Genomic DNA, 19,587 nt, shown 5'->3' with positions numbered 1-19,587 from the left:
TGATGAATACTGAAAATATAATTATCAATAAAGGATGTTCCGATCCCGCAAAGTGGCATAGCGAAGATACCGTTTGGGTCCTTGGCCTGTTCGGTACCGCCATTGGCGCCGGGGTGCTGTTTCTGCCGATTAATGCCGGAATTGGCGGCTTCTGGCCGCTGCTGATTGTTTTTGTCCTCGCTTTTCCTATTACTTATCTGGCTCACCGCGGTCTGGCGAGATTCATTTACTCTTCCAATACGCCGGAAAGCAGTATTACCGATGTTATTGGCGAGCATTTTGGCGCGCTGGCGGGAAAAGTATTTACCGTCATCTATTTCTTCGCCGTCTATACCATTCTGATTATGTATGCGGTGGCTATCACCAACACCGCGCAGAGCTTTATCACCCACCAGTTGGCGATGGCCGAGCCTCCCCGGTCGCTGGTGGCCATCGTTCTGATCCTCGGGCTGATGTTTATCGTCCGTTTCGGACAGCGTTTGATAATGCGGGTGATGAGCACCCTGGTTTATCCCTTCATCATCTCGCTTATTTTTATGGCACTTTTTCTGATTCCGCACTGGAACGGCGCAATTTTGCAAACCGTAAGCTTCAGCGCCACGGGCGATGGGCAGGGGATCATGTTATCCCTGTGGATGACCTTCCCGGTACTGGTGATGTCGTTTAACCACTATCCCATCATTTCGCCGATGGTGGTGCGCCAGAAGCAGCGTTACGGTCTGGTGCTCGCTGAGGGTAAATGTGCGCAGATCCAGCGCTACGGTATCCTGCTCATGACGGTGGTGGTGCTGTTTTTTGTTCTCAGCTGCGTGTTAAGCCTGTCGCCGCAGCAACTGGCGGAAGCCAAAGCCCAGAATCTGTCGATTTTGTCCTATCTGGCCAATCAGTACGATACACCGATTATTGCCTGGCTATCGCCGATTATCGCCTTTGTCGCTATTACTAAATCATTTCTTGGCCACTACATCGGCGCCTATGAATCGCTGCGCGACCTGATTCTGGAGGCCGCCGCCGCACGCGGTAAAAAACCAGGTATTCGCCTCGTCGACGCGGTCATCCTGGTGTTTATGGTGCTTACCTGCTGGTTCGCCGCGTACAAGAACCCCAGTATCCTCGGTATTATCGAATGCATCAGCGGCCCCACCGGGGCGGCAATTCTGCTGCTGTTGCCTATGTACGCCATTCATAAATTACCGGTGCTTGCCCCCTGGCGCGGTAAAGCGAGCAACGTTTTCGTCACCCTGATCGGTCTTATCACCGTATCTGCCATTTTTTACGGCATGTTCCAATAACCACCATTATTAGCGAGATGTTATATGAGTCATTATCTGCAGATTAACGGCCAACGGCTTATCGATTCCCTGTATGCACTTGGCGAACATGGTGCGCTGCCAGGCGGCGGCGTATGCCGCCTGGCAGCGACTGCCGAAGATAAAGCCGGCAGGGACTTTGTTGTAGCCCGCATGAAGGCGCTGGGCCTGAGCGTGTCAATTGATGCTATCGGCAATGTCACCGGCGTTTATCACGGCGAGGAGACGTTGCCGATGGTGATGATGGGGTCACATATCGATACCGTCGCCACCGGTGGGTTATACGATGGCAACTACGGCGTTATGGCCGGCCTTGAGGTGATTGCCACCCTCCAGGATGCCGGGATCCGCACCCGACGACCGTTGGCGGTAACCTTCTTCACTAACGAGGAGGGGGTGCGATTTCAGCCCGATATGATGGGCAGCGTGGTGTTTGCCGGCGAGTATCCGTTGGCGCAGGCGCTCGCGGCAAAAGATCTCGACGGTATCACGCTCGATGAAGCGCTGCGTAACATTGGTTATAAAGGCGAACGTCAGCCGGGAGATATGGCGGTAGATAGCTACGTTGAGCTGCATATCGAACAGGGACCAATTCTTGATAAAGAGCAGATTGATATTGGCGTGGTTACCGGCGTACAGGGTATTTCGTGGCAGGAATTTACCCTGAGAGGCGTATCGAATCATGCGGGTACTACCCCAATGTCCATGAGACGTGATGCCGGGCTGGCGGCTGCGAAAATCGCTGTTTTTGCCCGTGAGCTGGCGCTAAGCCTTGGTGGTAATCAGGTAGCTACCGTTGGACATTTCAGCGTGAAGCCTAATCTAATCAACGTCATTCCCAACCATGTCGTCATGTCAGTGGATCTCCGCAATACCGATAATGCGATCTTATGTCTGGCGGAGCAGCAATTGGCCGAATTTGTCGCGAAAACGTCGCAGGAAGAGGGCGTGGAGATAACCAGCCGCTCACTGGTGCGCTTTAATCCGGTCATTTTTGCCGATGAGATCGTCAATGCGGTGGAAGCCGAGGCGGAGCGTCAGGCGCTCAGTTACCGACGTTTGCCAAGCGGCGCCGGACACGATGCACAATTTATGGCGTCGGTATGTCCCGCCGGGATGATTTTTGTCCCCTGCGTCGATGGCATTAGCCATAACGTCAAAGAACATAGCGCAGCCAAAGATCTGATTGCTGGCGCCAATGTGCTGCTGCAGGTGGTTTTACAGCGCGCCCAGCGTATGGACTAATGTTTACAGGAGCAGAGAATGAATCAGCAACAGCTAAAGCAGCAGCTTATCGCCTGGCGTCACTATTTGCATGCCCATCCGGAAAGCGCCTTCGAGGAGCAGAATACTTCACGGTTTATTGCCGAAAAGCTCGAAGCTATGGGCATTGAGGTGCACCGCGATATTGGCAAAACCGGGGTGGTGGGGAGATTGAAATGCGGCGACGGGAAGGGCGTTATCGCTATTCGTGCCGATATCGATGCCATTCAATTGACCGAACAGGGAGACTGGTCTTACCGCTCCATGACCGCCGAGCGGATGCACGGCTGCGGACATGATGGTCATACCTGCATTGCGCTGGGCGCGGCGCAGTTGCTATTGCAGCGGCAGAATTTTAACGGCACGGTCTGCTTTGTTTTTCAGCCTGCTGAGGAACCTGGCTATGGCGCCAGAGCGATGATGGACGATGGCGTTATTGAACGCTTTGGCATAGAGGAAATCTACGGTCTGCATAATATGCCGGGTATGAAAGCCGGGACTATCGCCACGCGAGTCGGTGGCATTATGGCCAGTGAAGATAACTTTATTATTCGTATTAAAGGGCAGGGAGCGCATGCGGCGCGGCCGCATATGGCGAAAGATCCGCTGGTCATTGCGGCGGAAATCATCCTGGCTTTGCAGACAATTGTTTCGCGAAATGTTGATCCGAACGTGCCAGCGGTCATTTCCTGTACTGAACTGCACACCGATGGCATTCGCAATGCGATTCCGACGCACGTCGAAATCAAAGGGGATACGCGCAGCTTTGCACCGGAGGTACAGATGCTGCTCGAAGAACGAATGCGTACCATTAGCGAAGCGATTTGCGCGATGCACGGTGCGACGTGCCAGTTCAGCTATACCCATGAATTTGCGCCAACGGTGAACTGGCAGCAATGCGTTGATGTAGCGGTCACCGCTGCGATTAACGTGGTAGGGGCTGAGAAGGTGGACGGCAACGTCGCACAGATGATGATTTCGGAAGATTTTGGCGCTTTTCTGCAAAAAATCCCCGGCTGTTTCATCTTTTTAGGCAACGGCGATAGTTCAGATGCTCAGGGCAATACACCGTTGCATAATGCCTGCTACGACTTTAATGATGAGATATTGCTAACTGGCGCGGAGTATTTTGCCGAGGTCGTCAGAACCCGTCTGCCGCAGGAGTGATATTGATTGGCCCGATAGCAGAATGCCGTCGGGCCATGTTTTTTAGCTTGCCTTTTTAATCGGCGGCAGGTCGAAAGCCTCGCGCAGGGCGCGGACGAAGGCCTTATCGTGGCAGATGGTTTTCCCCGGGCTGTCGGAGAGTTTCGCCACCGGCTTGCCGTTACATTCCACCAGCTTAATCACGATATTGAGCGGTTTAACCTGCGGCAGATCGCAGGGTAAACGGGTGCCGATCCCAAAGCTGAGCTTCACCCGCGAGGCGAAGTGGCGATACAGATCGACGGCTTTCGCCAGGTCGAGATTATCGGAGAAGACCAGCACTTTGCTCAGCGGATCGATACCCAGCTTCTGATAATGGGCGATAGCTTTTTCTCCCCATTCCACCGGGTCGCCGGAATCGTGGCGCAACCCCTGATAGCGGGTGGCGAATTCCGGACCGAAATCGCGCAGGAACGCATCCATAGTGATGCAGTCGGTCAGCGCGATCCCCAGCTGGTCGGGATACTCTTCCAGCCAGGCGGCAAGGGCCGCCCGCTGGCTGCTGGCAAGGCTGGGGCTGATCTGCTGGTGGGCCTGGAACCACTCATGGGCCTGGGTACCCATCGGGGTTAAATTCAGACGGCGCGCCAGATCGTAATTGCTGGTGCCGACAAACCATGGTTCCTGCTGCAGACGCCGCACAATACCTTCCTGCACCTCGCGTGAAAAACGACGGCGGGTGCCGAAGTCCATCAGACGGAAGGCGCTCATGTCGAGGTCAGCGGTCATGGTGGCGAAGTCGCCTAGCTTATGTTCCAGCGTGTTGAGCGCCTGATCGACGCCCATCTCTGGTGAACGATAGCGATGGACCAACTCGCTTATCACCGCCAGCAGCGGGACTTCCCACATGATGGCTTCCCGCCATGGGCCGGTAAGGCGAATGTTCAGCTTACCATTGTCATTGCTGACCGTGACCTGGCTCGGGTCATAGCGAAAATCGCGCAGCCAGTTGAGGTAATCCTGGCGAAAAAAGGGAAGGGTGGACAGCCAGCGATATTCATCATCCCGCAGCCTCAGGTCGCGCATGGACTCCACCTGCTCGCGGATCGCGTCGGCATAGATGCCGAGCAGGTCGTCTCCGCGGCAGCGAAACTCCGCCGCCACATGCACATCGCCGTAGCGGTGGAAGACAGCCTGCTGCATGTGCAGCTTATAGGCATCCGTATCAAGCAGCGAGTGCAGTACAGGAGAAGTGAATTGTGTCATGGTGCGCAGTAGCATCCTCTCACTGGAGCGTTCCATCGAAACCAACGCGGAAAATGGAGGCGGAGTATACCTTTATTACCCGACTCTGTCCCGCGATGGCGAGCAATGGTGACGCTGACGGTCATTTGCGAGGCCTAGTTTAATATATTGAACATGGATCACACCACAAGCTTTGCGTCGGGTCGAGGGAATTTCGTGCCGCGAGTGTTAACAAAATGTAGCGATTTCCGTGTTTCACGTTGAAAAGATGAAGATTCTGCATAGCGCGATTGACACAACAGGAATAGACTGGGACGACACTTTACCGAAGATGCTAAAGGTTTTTTATGACACAACAGCCCCAAGCCAAATACCGCCACGACTATCGTGCGCCGGAGTATCTGATTAGCGATATCGATTTGACCTTTGACCTGGATGCCGCAAAAACCGTTGTTACGGCCGAGAGCAAGGTCTCCCGCCACGCGGCTGCGTCTGATGTGCCATTGCGCCTGGACGGCGAAGATCTGACCCTGATCGCTCTGCAGGTGAACGGCCAGCCGTGGAGTGACTATAAAGAAGAAAACAATCAGCTGGTGATCGGCGGCCTGCCGGAGCATTTCACCCTGACCATCGTCAATGAGATCAGCCCGGCGGCGAACACCGCGCTGGAAGGCCTGTATCAGTCAGGCGAAGCGCTGTGCACCCAGTGCGAAGCGGAAGGTTTCCGCCATATCACCTGGTATCTGGACCGTCCGGATGTGCTGGCGCGCTTTACCACCAAAATTATCGCCGATAAAGCGAAATACCCGTTCCTGCTTTCCAACGGCAACCGTATGGCGGAAGGGGAGCTGGAGAACGGTCGTCACTGGGTACAGTGGCAGGATCCGTTCCCGAAGCCGTGCTACCTGTTTGCGCTGGTGGCCGGTGATTTTGACGTCCTGCGCGATTCATTCCGCACCCGCTCTGGCCGCGAAGTGGCGCTGGAGCTGTACGTCGATCGCGGCAACCTCGATCGCGCGCCCTGGGCGATGACCTCGCTGAAAAACTCTATGAAGTGGGATGAGGAGCGCTTTGGCCTCGAGTACGACCTCGATATCTATATGATTGTCGCCGTCGACTTCTTTAATATGGGTGCCATGGAGAACAAAGGACTCAACGTCTTTAACTCCAAATATGTTCTGGCCCGTACCGATACCGCCACCGATAAAGACTACCTCGATATTGAGCGCGTGATTGGTCATGAATATTTCCATAACTGGACCGGCAACCGCGTCACCTGTCGTGACTGGTTCCAGCTCAGCCTGAAAGAGGGGCTGACCGTGTTCCGCGATCAGGAGTTCAGTTCCGACCTCGGCTCACGGGCGGTGAACCGCATCAACAACGTGCGCACCATGCGCGGGCTGCAGTTTGCCGAAGACGCCAGCCCGATGGCGCACCCGATCCGTCCGGATATGGTTATCGAGATGAACAACTTCTACACCCTGACGGTCTATGAAAAGGGTGCCGAAGTGATCCGCATGTTGCACACCCTGCTGGGTGAAGAAAACTTCCAGAAAGGGATGCAGCTGTACTTTGAACGCCATGACGGCAGCGCCGCCACCTGCGACGATTTCGTGCAGGCGATGGAAGATGCCTCTAACGTCGACCTGTCGCACTTTCGCCTCTGGTACAGCCAGTCCGGTACGCCAATCGTCACCGTGCATGACGACTATAATCCGGAGACCGAGCAGTATACGTTGACCATCAGCCAGCGTACGCCGCCGACCGCCGAGCAGGCCGAGAAGCAGCCGCTGCATATCCCGTTTGCCATTGAGCTGTACGATAACGAGGGCAAGGTGATCCCCCTGCAGAAGGGCGGTCACCCGGTACACCCGGTGCTTAATGTGACCCAGGCCGAGCAGACGTTTGTCTTCGATAACGTTTATTTCCAGCCGGTGCCGGCGCTGTTGTGCGAATTTTCAGCGCCTGTGAAACTGGAATACAAGTGGAGCGATCAGCAGCTGACCTTCCTGATGCGTCACGCGCGGAATGATTTCTCGCGCTGGGATGCGGCGCAGAGCCTGCTGGCGACTTACATCAAGCTGAACGTCAACCGCCATCAGCAGGGACAGCCGCTGTCGCTGCCGGTGCACGTAGCGGATGCCTTCCGCGCCATCCTGCTGGATGAGAAGATTGATCCGGCGCTGGCCGCTGAGATCTTAACCCTGCCGTCAGCCAACGAAATCGCCGAGATGTTCGCGATTATCGATCCGATCGCCATCGCCGCCGTGCGCGAAGCGCTCACCCGCACCCTGGCGAACGAACTGGCGGACGAATTCCTCGCGGTTTATAACGCCAATAAGCTCGACGCTATCGGGTGGAGCACGCCGATATTGGTAAACGTGCTCTGCGCAATACCTGCCTGCGCTATCTGGCGTTTGCGGAACCGACGCTGGGCGATAAGCTGGTGGCGACGCAGTATCACCAGGCAGATAACATGACCGACGCGCTGGCCGCCCTGTCGGCGGCGGTTGCCGCTGAGTTGCCGTGCCGCGATGCGCTGCTGCAGGAGTACGATGACAAATGGCATCAGGACGGTCTGGTGATGGATAAGTGGTTTATCCTGCAGTCCACCAGCCCGGCAGCCAACGTGGTGGAAACCGTGCGCGGTCTGCTGAACCACCGTTCGTTCAGCATGAGCAACCCGAACCGTGTGCGCTCGTTAATCGGCGCTTTCGCCAGCAGCAACCCGGCGGCGTTCCATGCTGAAGATGGCAGCGGCTATCAGTTCCTGGTGGAGATGCTGACCGAGCTTAACCAGCGTAACCCGCAGGTGGCGTCGCGCCTGATTGAGCCGTTGATTCGTCTGAAGCGTTATGATGAGAAGCGACAGGCGCTGATGCGCGCCGCGCTGGAGCAGCTGAAGGGGCTGGAAAATCTTTCTGGCGACCTGTTCGAGAAAATCAGTAAGGCGCTGGCGTAACGGTGGCATAACCCCGGGCTGCGGCGCGCCTTGCGCCCTGTCCGGGTTACCCGTTAGCGCGGTGATGTTGTCGGGCGGCGCGATGTTTACCCGACCTGGAATACACGGCTGATTTGGCGTTGGTAGCACGGCTGTGCAACGCGCGAGCCGGGGACATGTCGGATGACGATATGCCCCCGTTCAGACAGCAGACAGTTACGCCGGTCAGCCATGACTAAACAAACGCGGCGCACGCTCGCTGTCGCCGCGTTTCATCACCCGATCCAGTACTTCAGCCTCCAGCTCGGCCAGCTTCGCCGAACCGGTGCGCCGCGGTCGCGGGATATCCACGCTTAAATCGAGGCCAATCTTCTTCTCTTCAATTAACAGTACCCGATCGGCCATGGCCACCGCTTCACTGACGTCGTGCGTGACCAGCAGGACCGTAAAGCCATGCTCCTGCCACAGGGAGACGATCAGCTCCTGCATCTCCAGACGGGTGAGGGCATCCAGCGCCCCCAGCGGTTCGTCCAGCAGCAGCAGGCGCGGGCGATGGATCAGCGCGCGGGCCAGCGCAACGCGCTGCTTCTGCCCACCCGACAGCGCGGCCGGCCACTCCTGTGCGCGGCTTTCAAGTCCGACGCTGGCCAACGCCTGCAGGGCGGCGTCGCGCCAGGCGCCTTTTAACCCCAGCCCCACGTTATCAATCACTGTTTTCCACGGCAGCAGGCGCGCATCCTGAAACATCATCCGGGTGTCGTCCTGGATCGCCGCCAGGGGCGTCGCGCCAGCCAGCAGTTCGCCGGCGTTTGGTTTTTCCAGACCTGCCAGCAGGCGCAGCAGGGTACTTTTGCCGCCGCCGCTGCGGCCTACCACCGCCACAAACTGGCCGCTGGGAATATGCAGATCCAGCTCGTTAAGAATGGTGTTGTCGCCATAGCGTTTCGTCACCCCGTTCAGCAGCAGCGGGATACCTGGGTTGAGACGGGCAGTGTTCATGCGTTAGCCTCCTGAAGATGATACGCCGGATTCCAGCGCAGCCAGAGCCGTTCCAGCAGCTGGGCGCAGACGTCGGCCAGTTTGCCAAGGATGGCGTAAAGGATGATCGCCACTACCACCACGTCGGTTTGCAGAAATTCACGCGCGTTCATCGCCAGATAACCGATGCCGGCATTCGCCGAGATAGTTTCGGCGACAATAAGCGTCAGCCACATCAGACCAAGGGCAAAACGCACGCCGACCATAACTGAGGGCAGGGCGCCGGGTAATATCACGTGACGGAACAGGGCGAAGCCGGATAAGCCATAGCTGCGCGCCATCTCAACCAGCCCACGGTCAATATTGCGGATCCCGTGCCAGGTGTTGATATAGATCGGGAACAGGGTGCCCAGCGAGACAAGGAAGATCTTGGCGGTCTCATCGATGCCGAACCACAAGATCACCAGCGGGATCAGCGCCAGATGCGGGACATTGCGCAGCATCTGGATCGAGGTATCCAGCAGACGCTCGCCCCAGCGAGACAGGCCGCTGATCAGGCCGAGTATTAGCCCGATCGAGCCGCCGATGGCGAAGCCGACCAGCGCCCGCCATGAGCTGATGGCCAGATGCTGCCACAGCTCACCGCTGGCCGAGAGGGTCCAGAACGCTTTCAATACCCCCTCCGGCGAGGGCAGCACCCGCGTCGACAGCCAGCCGACGGACGAGGCCAGCTGCCAGACAATGACCGTCCCTACCGGCAGCAGCCAGGGGGCGAGGCGTAACAACAGGGGATGGGTTGATTTTGCCATCACGGTCTCCTCAGCTTTGCGCTACTTTACGCGGAATAAACTCGTTGGCGACCGCTTCCCCCTGCAGACGCAGGTTTTGCGGCTGCGGGATGGACGGCACCGCGACGTCAAGCAGGGGGAACAGCAGCTCTCCGACCCGGTACGCCTCTTCCAGATGCGGATAGCCGGAAAAGATAAAGCTATCGATACCCAGCGCGGCGTATTCATTGATCCTTTCGGCAACGGTGGCGGCATCGCCCACCAGCGCGGTCCCGGCGCCGCCGCGCGCTAAACCCACGCCAGCCCACAGGTTGGGGCTGATTTCCAGCTTATCGCGTCGCCCGTTGTGCAGGGCCGCCATCCTTTGCTGGCCAACGGAGTCGGTTCTGGCGAAAGCCGCCTGGGCGCGGGCGATCGTCTCGTCGTCAAGATGGGAGATAAGGCTGTCCGCCGCCTGCCACGCTTCCTCGTTGGTTTCCCTGACGATCACGTGCAGACGGATGCCAAAACGCACCTGGCGACCATGCCGGGCGGCTTTCTCTCGCACCTGAGCTATTTTCTCTGCCACCTGGGCCGGCGGTTCTCCCCAGGTAAGATAAAGATCGACCTGCTCAGCGGCCAGCTCCTGCGCTACCTCAGACGAGCCGCCGAAATAGAGGGGTGGACGCGGCTGCTGCAGTGGCGGAAACAGCAGTTTGGCGTCGCGAACGCGCTGATGCTTGCCGTTAAAGGTGACGGTTTCTCCCTCCATCAGCTTGCGCCAGATGTGGGTAAATTCAGCCGAGGCCTCATAGCGCTCGGTGTGGTCGAGGAAGACGCCGTCGCCTGCCAGTTCGGCAGGATCGCTGCCGGTGACCAGATTGAACAGCGCCCGGCCGTTTGACAGCCGGTCCAGGGTCGCCGCCTGACGCGCGGCCACCGTCGGCGATACCACGCTTGGCCTGAGAGCGACAAGGAACTTCAGCCGCTGCGTCACCGGGATCATTGAGGCCGCGACCAGCCACGCATCCTCACAAGAGCGTCCGGTCGGGATCAGCACGCCGGTGAAGCCCAGCCGATCCGCCGTCTGCGCGATTTGCTGCAGATAGCCATAATCGACCGGACGGGCACCCTCTTCGGTACCCAGATAACGACCATCACCATGGGTCGGTAAAAACCAAAACATATTCAGACTCATGATTTCGCTCCTTGTGTGGCGGTGGGCTGCCAGATGCGGGCCCGGATATCAACTTTTTTTGGCACCAGCTTGTTCTCGTAGAACAGGTCTGCCGTCTGCTGCTGGCGAGCGGCGGTTTCGGCGCTCACCGGGGTAACCGCGGTGGGGGGACGATGGTCCAGATAGCTGGCGATCACCGCCTCCGGTAAGCCCATCGTTTTCGCCAGCAGCGTAATACTTTGCGCGCGTTGGCTGTGGGTCAGGGCATCGGCCTGAGTAAAGGTGTCGAGTACGCCTTCAATGAAAGCGCCATTGCGTTCAGCGTAGGGCCGGGAAGCAAGATAGAAGGATCCCGTCTGTTTCAGATCGGTTCCGTCAGTGAGTACCCGGGCGCCGCCCTGCAGCAGCGCGGCGGAGTAGTACGGATCCCAGATGGCCCATGCGTCGACATTGCCCTGCTGGAAGGCGGCGCGCGCATCGGCGGGAGCAAGGTAAACCGGCTGAATATCGCTAAATTTCAGACCTGCGAGCTGCAGGGCGCGCAGCAGCAGATTGTGGGAGCTGGAGCCTTTCTGGAAAGCGACCTTTTTCCCTTTTAACTCAGCAACGTTATGAATCGGGCTGTCCTGCGCCACCAGGATCACCTCCGCCTTGGGCTTGGGCGGCTCCGCGCCGATATAGACCAAATCGGCGCCAGCCGCCTGGGCAAAGATAGGCGGAATATCGCCGGTACTGCCGATATCAATGCTGCCGACGTTCAGCGCCTCCAGCATCTGCGGACCGGCCGGGAACTCAATCCACGAGATATGGGTTTGCGGATAGCGCTGCTCCAGCAGCTGATGGCTCTTCGCCAGCACCATGCTGACGCTGCCTTTTTGGTAGCCGATGCGCAGAGCGTCAGGTACCGCCGGGGCGGCGTGACCCAGCGAAGAGAATAGCAGCAGTCCGCCCAGAGTCAGGGCGCGGAGAGGATTAAGCATGCTCCACCCCACGCAGAGATGTTAACGACGGCGCACGGCTGCTGGGGCGATGCAGCGCCTGCCAGAAGGTCTCCAGGGCGTCATCAAGGCGCCGCTGCAGATTCGCGGTAAACTGCGGCTTATGCTGGTAATCGGTCACCTGGCTGTCATCAGCGAAGACGCCATGGAGGATCTCCTGGGCCTTGAGGGCATTCAGCACTGGCTTCAGCGCGTAGTCCACCGCCAGCATGTGAGCGATGGTCCCGCCGGTGGCGAGCGGCAGCACGATTTTGCCCTCCAGCGCTCGCTCAGGCAGCAGGTCGAGCAGCGTTTTCAGCGCGCCGGAGAACGAGGCTTTATACACTGGCGTGGCGATGATCAGGCCATCAGCCCCGGCCAGCTGTTCATTGAGCGTCTGCAGCGCCGGGTTGTCAAAACGAGCGTACAGGAGGTCTTCCGGGGCAAAGTTCTGCAGATGCCAGTGGCAGACTTCGATATCGGCGGCGGTGAGCGTCTCTCTGGCGTATTCCAGCAAGGCGCTGGAACGGGAAGGGTAACGCGGGCTGCCCGCAAGCGTAATGACGCGCATCTCTCTCTCCTTATAACTAAATGTTTGCATTTATCTATAATTGATAACATTTATAGTGAGTGTGACAGAGGGCCATTATTTCCCTAAATGATTTATCCGCGGTTAGATAGCCGAAAAGCGCATAATGGCGCGCGGGGTAGGTAATCGTTTGCGCTGATGGGGGATTTTTTGTCGCAGGTCAATTCCCTTTCCGCAACAGATCGCACATAATACGCCCCCGGTTTGCACACCGGGAATCCAGGAGAGTTCATGTACTACCCCTTCGTTCGTAAAGCCCTTTTTCAGCTCGATCCTGAGCGCGCTCATGAAGTTACCTTTCAACAATTACGCCGTGTCACCGGGACGCCGCTGGAAATGCTGGTTCGCCAGAAGGTACCGGCCAGGCCTGTCACCTGCATGGGGCTAACCTTTAAAAACCCGCTGGGTCTGGCGGCCGGGCTGGATAAAAATGGGGAATGCATTGACGCGCTGGGCGCGATGGGGTTTGGTTCGATCGAGATCGGCACCGTGACGCCGCGTCCGCAGCCGGGCAACGATAAGCCAAGGATCTTCCGTCTGGTTGATGCCGAGGGATTGATCAACCGCATGGGCTTTAATAACCATGGCGTCGATAACCTGGTTGAGAATGTGAAAAAGGCGCATTTTGACGGCGTGCTGGGTATCAATATCGGCAAAAATAAAGATACGCCGGTTGAGCACGGGAAAGATGATTACCTGATTTGTATGGAAAAAGTCTATCCGTACGCCGGGTATATCGCCATTAATATCTCCTCGCCGAATACCCCAGGGCTGCGCACGCTGCAATACGGCGAAGCGCTGGATGATTTACTCTCCGGTATTAAAAATAAGCAGCTCGAGCTGCAGCAGAAGCATCAAAAATATGTCCCGGTCGCCGTAAAGATCGCGCCGGATCTTTTGCCTGAGGAATTGATCCAGGTTGCCGATAGCCTCGTGCGTCATAATATTGATGGCGTGATTGCAACCAATACCACCCTCGATCGTTCCCTGGTTCAGGGAATGAAACATTGCGATGAGACCGGCGGGCTTAGCGGTCGTCCATTACAATTAAAAAGCACTGAAATTATCCGTATGCTCTCCGCTGAGCTGAATGGCCGTTTGCCTATCATCGGCGTGGGCGGCATTGATTCGGTGATTGCCGCGCGGGAAAAGATCGCCGCCGGGGCATCGCTGGTGCAGATCTATTCTGGATTTATTTTTAAAGGTCCGCCGCTGATTAAAGAAATTGTTACCCACATCTAATCTTTTCCTCCTCTGAATCCCACCCAGGGCTTTATTTCCGGCCCTGGTTGTTTTATATTCCCTCACTGTTGCTTATTTAAACATTTTAGACTTTTCTTAATTTTAGAAAATATTCTGCGGTAAGTCGCAACAACTTTGCAGAGGCGTATGAAAGGGGACAGGGGGAAAAATGCGGATTAAACCTGACGATAACTGGCGTTGGTATTACGATGAAGAGCACGACCGCATGATGCTCGATCTGGCCAATGGCATGTTATTTCGCTCGCGCTTCGCCCGGCGCATGCTGACTCCGGATGCCTTTGCCCCTTCGGGATTTTACGTTGATGACGCCGCGCTCTATTTCTCTTTTGAAGAAAAATGTCGCGATCTCGAGCTATCGAAAGAGCAGCGGGCGGAATTAGTCCTTAACGCGCTCACCGCCATCCGTTTTCTCAAACCGCAGATGCCGAAAAGCTGGCACTTTATCGCCCATACCCATCACTGGCAGCCGAGCGGCGGCGACGCCGCCTGCGTTTGGCTGAGCGATACCGGCGAGCAGGTGAATTTACTGGTGGTGGAGCCGGGCGATAACGCCGCGCTCTGTCTGTTGGCTCAGCCGGGTCTCACCCTTGCCGGCCGCGTCATGCAGCTGGGCGATGTCATTAAAATTATGAATGACAGACTGCAGCCGGCGCAGAGCGCGGTCAGCTACAGTCTGGGGCAGGCGGTTTAAGGCGCCAGGCGTAGCGCTGTTTTCGGTACACAGCTGCAGGAGAGAATAGTGCCATCTCCGGCAACCGCGTTTTTCTTTAACGGACTCACTTCTCCCTCTTCCAGCCGGATGCGGCAGCTGCCGCAGATCCCCGCCCGACACGAATAGGGTACGCGAATGCCCTGTTGTTCCAGTTGCTCCAGCAGCACCTGCTGGTTATTGCCGGTAAACTGTTGACCCTGCCATTCGATGGCAACCGTAGCCTGCTGCTGCGCCTCGGGAGCCGGGGTATCGTCGCTTTCACCTGCCCCGTAGGCTTTCGCCGGGCCGCGGGTAAGGATTTCCACTTCATCTCCCACCCGGATCACCCCGCTGTAGCGGGCAATCAGGTTCTGGCCAAAATCGACATCGCCATTGTCCAGCGCGGTACGAAAACGCTTTAAGGTTTCCAGCGGCTCCCCGGCGGGATGCTTCTGACCGCGCTCCGGGCTGACGGTGGTAAAAATGCAGCGGCTGCACGGCTTAGCGACGTCAAACACCACCTCGCCGATGCGGATCACTTTCCAGCTATCTTCATCCCAGGCCGCCGCGCCGGTGACCACAAGGTTAGGGCGAAACTGTTCTATGCTTACGCTGGCCGGGCAGCGCTGTTGCAGATCGCGCAGGGAGGCCTCGTTAGCCAGCAGGTAAGGGTAGCCGTCGGCGAAGGAGAGCGGCACCGCATCATGGCGCTTTACCCGGCGGGTTAGCTGCGGCCCCAGCCAGCGCAGCTGGACATCGCGCTTGAAAAAGCCGCTGAGCCACTGGTTAACGGCGGCGGGCGCGATGAGGGCGGTAAAATGGTTGCCCCAGACTTCGGTCGGCTCGGCCTGCGTGGCGAAATCGCTAAAACGCACCACGGCGCTGCTGCCGTCCGGTGCGGTCAGGTGAAGGCCATCATGCAGCGGCGCCGGAATAAATTTCACCATTTGCGGAAACTGGCGAGCGGTAATAAAGGTCCCGTCGGTTTCGGTGACCATAAACAGGCGATCGAAGGCTAGGCCGCTGATATCAGCAAAGGCGTGGGTCAGGCCCATGCCGCGCATGGATTTAACAGGATGAATAAAAAGTCGCGATAGCGTTACCATACGCTGCCTCCGGGTTCCAAAAATAAGCCTATAACTTTATGACATAGGGCACATATTGGCTATAATGCGCACCAATTTTCTTTAAGTAAAAGTGACGATATGAATTCTCTGTTTGCCAGTACGGCTCGTGGGCTGGAAGAGCTGTTAAAAACTGAACTGGAAGGGCTTGGCGCGACGGACTGCCAGGTAGTCCAGGGCGGGGTCCATTTTCAGGGGGATACGCGCCTGCTGTATCAAAGCCTGATGTGGAGCCGGCTGGCTTCGCGCATCATGCTGCCGCTGGGCGAATGTCGCGTATACAGCGATCTGGATCTGTACCTCGGCGTACAGGCCATTCCGTGGACGGAGATGTTCAACCCTGGCGCCACCTTCGCGGTGCATTTTAGCGGCCTCAATGACGAGATCCGTAACAGCCAGTACGGCGCGCTGAAGGTTAAAGACGCCATTGTCGACAGCTTCACCCGTAAGAATCTACCGCGCCCGAACGTCGATCGTGAGTCGCCCGATCTGCGGATCAACGTCTGGCTGAACAAAGAGACGGCGCACATCTCGCTGGATCTGAGCGGCGAAGGCCTGCACCTGCGCGGCTATCGCGATGGTACCGGAATGGCGCCGATCAAAGAAAACCTCGCGGCGGCGATCGTCATGCGCTCTGGCTGGGTACCAGGTACGCCGCTGCTCGATCCGATGTGCGGCTCCGGTACCCTGCTGATTGAAGCGGCGATGCTGGCGACCGATCGCGCGCCGGGCCTGCACCGCGGCCACTGGGGCTTTGGCGGCTGGGCGCAGCACGATGACGCCATCTGGAAAGAGGTGAAGGCGGAAGCGCAAACCCGCGCTCGTCAGGGATTGGCAGCGTATGAGTCACGCTTCTACGGCTCAGACGTCGACGCGCGCGTAATCGAGCGCGCGCGCCGCAACGCCCGCCGCGCCGGCATTGGCGAGCTGATCGATTTTGACGTGAAAGACGTCGCCCAACTGAACAACCCGCTGCCGAAAGGCCCGTACGGGACGGTGATCAGTAACCCGCCGTACGGCGAACGTCTGGAAAGCGAGCCAGCGCTGATCGCTCTGCACAGCCTGCTTGGCCGGATAATGAAAAGTCAGTTCGGCGGCTGGAACCTGTCGGTATTCAGCGCTTCGCCGGAGCTGCTGAGTTGCCTGCAGCTGCGTGCCGACAAGCAGTTTAAAGCCAAGAACGGCCCGCTGGACTGCGTGCAGAAGAATTATCACCTGGCGGAGAGCGAAGGCGGCAAGCCGGCGATGCTGGCGGAGGATTTTGCTAACCGTCTGCGTAAAAACCTGAAGAAGTTTGAAAAATGGGCCCGCCAGGAAGGAATCGAATGCTATCGCCTGTACGATGCTGATCTACCGGAATACAACGTGGCCATTGACCGCTATGCCGACTGGGTGGTGGTCCAGGAGTATGCCCCGCCGAAAACCGTCGACGCGCATAAGGCGCGCCAGCGTCTGTTCGACATCATCGCTGCGATTATCGCCGTACTGGACATGGCGCCTAACAAGCTGGTGCTGAAAACCCGTGAACGGCAGAAGGGGAAAAACCAGTATCAGAAGATGGCGGAGAAGGGCGACTTTATTGAGGTACAGGAGTATAACGCGCGCCTGTGGGTCAACCTCACCGACTACCTGGATACCGGTCTGTTCCTCGACCACCGTATCGCCCGTCGCATGCTCGGCCAGATGAGTAAAGGTAAGGACTTCCTGAACCTGTTCTCCTATACCGGCAGCGCCAGCGTCCACGCAGGCCTCGGCGGTGCGCGATCCACCACCACGGTGGATATGTCACGCACCTACCTGGAGTGGGCGGAACGCAACCTGCGTCTCAATGGCCTGACCGGCCGCGCGCATCGCCTGATGCAGGCGGACGTGCTGGGTTGGCTGCGGGAGAGCACCGAGCAGTTCGATCTGATCTTTATCGATCCGCCGACCTTTTCCAACTCCAAACGAATGGAAGATGCGTTTGACGTCCAGCGCGATCACATTCGCCTGATGACCGATCTAAAACGTCTGCTGCGTAAAGGCGGCACCATTATGTTCTCGAATAACAAACGCGGTTTCCGTATGGATCATGACGGGCTGGCGGCGCTTGGCCTGAAGGCGCAAGAGATTTCGCAAAAAACGCTGTCGCAGGATTTTGCCCGCAACCGTCAGATCCACAACTGCTGGCTGATTACCGCAGCCTGAAAGGAATAAATAATGTCACTGATTAGTATGCACGGCGCCTGGCTTTCCTTCAGCGATGCGCCGCTGCTGGATAATGCCGAGCTGCATATTGAAGATAACGAACGCGTCTGCCTCGTCGGACGCAACGGCGCCGGTAAATCTACCCTGATGAAGATCCTCAACCGCGAGCAGGGGCTGGATGACGGACGCATCATTTATGAACAGGACCTGATCGTGGCGCGTCTGCAGCAGGATCCGCCGCGGAACGTTGCTGGTACGGTGTATGATTTTGTCGCCGAAGGGATCGCCGAGCAGGCGGCTTATCTGAAAGCCTACCATGACGTGTCGCATCAGGTGATGACCGATCCGAGCGACAAAAATTTAAATGAACTGGCGCGCCTGCAGGAGCAGCTCGATAACCTGGGACTATGGCAGCTGGACAGCCGCATTAACGAAGTGATTGAGCAGCTGGGCCTTGACGCCAATGCGCAGCTGGCGTCGCTGTCCGGCGGCTGGCTACGTAAAGCGGCGCTGGGCCGCGCCCTGGTCAGTGGGCCGCGCGTGCTGCTGCTGGATGAGCCCACTAACCACCTCGATATCGAAACCATCGACTGGCTGGAAGGTTTCCTGAAAACCTTTAAAGGCACGATTATCTTTATTTCGCATGACCGTTCCTTTATCCGCAATATGGCGACGCGCATTGTCGACCTCGATCGTGGCAAGCTGGTGACCTATCCGGGAAATTACGATCAGTATCTCCTCGATAAAGAAGAAGCCCTGCGGGTCGAAGAACTGCAGAATGCAGAATTTGACCGCAAGCTGGCCCAGGAAGAGGTGTGGATCCGTCAGGGTATCAAAGCGCGCCGGACCCGTAACGAAGGCCGAGTCCGCGCGCTGAAGGCGATGCGCCGCGAGCGCGGTGAGCGTCGGGAAGTGATGGGCAGCGCGAAGATGCAGGTTGAGGAGGCTTCCCGTTCCGGCAAAATCGTCTTTGAGATGGAAAACGTCAACTATCAGGTTGACGGCAAAGTGCTGGTGAAGAATTTCTCCGCACAGATCCAGCGCGGCGACAAGATCGCCCTGATCGGCCCCAACGGCTGCGGGAAAACCACGTTGCTGAAGCTGATGCTCGGCCAGCTGCAGGCCGACAGCGGGCGGATCCATGTTGGCACCAAGCTGGAGGTCGCCTACTTCGACCAGCACCGCGCGGAGTTGGATCCGGATAAAACGGTGATGGACAACCTGGCGGAAGGCAAACAGGAGGTAATGGTTAACGGTAAGCCACGTCATGTGCTGGGTTATCTACAGGACTTCCTGTTCCATCCGAAACGAGCGATGACCCCGGTACGTGCGCTTTCCGGAGGGGAACGTAACCGCCTGCTGCTGGCCCGGCTGTTCCTGAAACCCAGCAATCTGCTGATCCTTGATGAACCGACTAACGACCTCGATGTTGAAACGCTGGAGCTGCTGGAAGAGCTGATCGATGGCTATCAGGGGACCGTGATGCTGGTGAGCCACGATCGTCAGTTTGTCGACAATACCGTGACCGAGTGCTGGATCTTCGAAGGCGGCGGTCGTATTGGCCAGTACGTCGGCGGCTATCACGACGCCCGCGGTCAGCAGGCCCAGTCTTTGGCGCAAAAGCAGACGGTCGTTAAAAAAACACGGAAGTCGCTCAGCCAAAAGCAGAAACTGTCAAACGCGGCGGGAACAAACTAAGCTATAACCTGCAGCGCGAGCTGGAACAACTGCCGCAGAAGCTGGAGGCTCTCGAGGCCGAACTGCAGACGCTGCAGGATCAGGTTGCCGATCCCGATTTCTTCGGGCAACCGCACGATCGCACGCAGCAGGTGCTGGCGCAGCTGGCCGAAGCGGAGCAGGCGCTGGAAGCGGCCTTTGAACGCTGGGAATATCTCGAAGGATTAAAGAACGGCGCCTGAGCCGAGGAGT

13 protein-coding genes and 2 pseudogenes are annotated in these 19,587 nt (G+C 57.6%); 8 read left to right on the top strand and 7 right to left on the bottom strand.

The features are described 5' to 3' along the window. The first annotated feature begins 2 nt into the window (after positions 1 to 2). The 3 genes from HMPREF3140_RS24480 to HMPREF3140_RS24470 are packed head-to-tail and all read left to right on the top strand — an operon-like array spanning position 3 to position 3,740. Positions 3 to 1,292, top strand: coding sequence for an aromatic amino acid transport family protein (locus HMPREF3140_RS24480; protein WP_032411203.1), 1,290 nt, complete (start codon positions 3 to 5; stop codon positions 1,290 to 1,292). 24 nt (positions 1,293 to 1,316) lie between these two features. Then, the gene (locus HMPREF3140_RS24475) at positions 1,317 to 2,555 is read left to right on the top strand and encodes a Zn-dependent hydrolase (RefSeq protein ID WP_004141764.1); all 1,239 of its coding nucleotides are present in this window, start codon (positions 1,317 to 1,319) and stop codon (positions 2,553 to 2,555) included. Positions 2,556 to 2,573: 18 nt separating this feature from the next. After that, complete coding sequence (locus HMPREF3140_RS24470; RefSeq protein WP_004179190.1) at positions 2,574 to 3,740, top strand: M20 aminoacylase family protein; 1,167 nt, start codon at positions 2,574 to 2,576, stop codon at positions 3,738 to 3,740. 42 nt (positions 3,741 to 3,782) lie between these two features. Here the strand turns inward: HMPREF3140_RS24470 and pncB are convergent, their stop codons facing one another. Next, the gene (gene pncB, locus HMPREF3140_RS24465; protein ID WP_070553146.1) at positions 3,783 to 4,985 is read right to left on the bottom strand and encodes a nicotinate phosphoribosyltransferase; all 1,203 of its coding nucleotides are present in this window, start codon (positions 4,983 to 4,985) and stop codon (positions 3,783 to 3,785) included. A gap of 326 nt (positions 4,986 to 5,311) precedes the next feature. Between pncB and pepN the strand changes: the two are divergent. Next, positions 5,312 to 7,926, top strand: a pseudogene (gene pepN / locus HMPREF3140_RS24455) (aminopeptidase N). Between the two features lie 204 nt (positions 7,927 to 8,130). Here pepN and ssuB read toward each other — a convergent pair. From ssuB to ssuE, 5 genes are read right to left on the bottom strand one after another with little or no spacing between them, the layout of a single operon-like run. Continuing rightward, entirely contained in the window at positions 8,131 to 8,904 is a 774-nt protein-coding gene (gene ssuB / locus HMPREF3140_RS24450) for an aliphatic sulfonates ABC transporter ATP-binding protein (RefSeq protein WP_004150838.1), read from the bottom strand. Continuing rightward, complete coding sequence (gene ssuC / locus HMPREF3140_RS24445; RefSeq protein ID WP_004141755.1) at positions 8,901 to 9,692, bottom strand: aliphatic sulfonate ABC transporter permease SsuC; 792 nt, start codon at positions 9,690 to 9,692, stop codon at positions 8,901 to 8,903. The genes ssuB and ssuC overlap by 4 nt, the downstream gene beginning before the upstream one ends. Positions 9,693 to 9,702: 10 nt before the next feature. Further along, positions 9,703 to 10,848: an FMNH2-dependent alkanesulfonate monooxygenase gene (gene ssuD, locus HMPREF3140_RS24440; protein ID WP_002898293.1), complete on the bottom strand. Its 1,146-nt coding sequence runs from the start codon at positions 10,846 to 10,848 to the stop codon at positions 9,703 to 9,705. Continuing rightward, positions 10,845 to 11,807 (bottom strand): sulfonate ABC transporter substrate-binding protein, encoded by a 963-nt coding sequence (locus HMPREF3140_RS24435; protein WP_032411205.1) that lies wholly within the window; start codon positions 11,805 to 11,807, stop codon positions 10,845 to 10,847. Before HMPREF3140_RS24435 ends, ssuD begins: the two co-directional genes overlap by 4 nt. Then, a complete protein-coding gene (gene ssuE / locus HMPREF3140_RS24430) occupies positions 11,800 to 12,375 on the bottom strand; it encodes an NADPH-dependent FMN reductase (protein ID WP_002898296.1) in 576 nt (191 codons plus the stop codon). The genes HMPREF3140_RS24435 and ssuE overlap by 8 nt, the downstream gene beginning before the upstream one ends. A 249-nt stretch (positions 12,376 to 12,624) precedes the next feature. Between ssuE and pyrD the strand changes: the two genes are divergently transcribed. Then, entirely contained in the window at positions 12,625 to 13,635 is a 1,011-nt protein-coding gene (pyrD, locus tag HMPREF3140_RS24425) for a quinone-dependent dihydroorotate dehydrogenase (protein ID WP_002898303.1), read from the top strand. Between the two features lie 169 nt (positions 13,636 to 13,804). Beyond that, positions 13,805 to 14,347, top strand: coding sequence for a cell division protein ZapC (zapC, locus tag HMPREF3140_RS24420; protein ID WP_070553145.1), 543 nt, complete (start codon positions 13,805 to 13,807; stop codon positions 14,345 to 14,347). On the opposite strand, the gene HMPREF3140_RS24415 is transcribed toward zapC, so the two are convergent. Then, positions 14,344 to 15,453: a YcbX family protein gene (locus tag HMPREF3140_RS24415; protein WP_032411206.1), complete on the bottom strand. Its 1,110-nt coding sequence runs from the start codon at positions 15,451 to 15,453 to the stop codon at positions 14,344 to 14,346. The genes zapC and HMPREF3140_RS24415 overlap by 4 nt on opposite strands. A 99-nt stretch (positions 15,454 to 15,552) precedes the next feature. On the opposite strand from HMPREF3140_RS24415, the gene rlmKL reads away from it, so the two are divergent. Then, the gene (gene rlmKL, locus HMPREF3140_RS24410) at positions 15,553 to 17,658 is read left to right on the top strand and encodes a bifunctional 23S rRNA (guanine(2069)-N(7))-methyltransferase RlmK/23S rRNA (guanine(2445)-N(2))-methyltransferase RlmL (RefSeq protein ID WP_032411209.1); all 2,106 of its coding nucleotides are present in this window, start codon (positions 15,553 to 15,555) and stop codon (positions 17,656 to 17,658) included. A 12-nt stretch (positions 17,659 to 17,670) separates the two neighbouring features. Further along, a pseudogene (locus tag HMPREF3140_RS24405) lies at positions 17,671 to 19,577 on the top strand (ABC transporter ATP-binding protein). The last annotated feature ends 10 nt before the right edge of the window (positions 19,578 to 19,587 follow it).

Origin of the sequence: Klebsiella sp. HMSC16A12, from assembly GCF_001808265.1 — a bacterium.
Classification (GTDB): domain Bacteria; phylum Pseudomonadota; class Gammaproteobacteria; order Enterobacterales; family Enterobacteriaceae; genus Klebsiella; species Klebsiella pneumoniae.
Note: the sequence above shows the minus strand (reverse complement) of the source record. Positions and strands in the feature narration are given on the sequence as shown.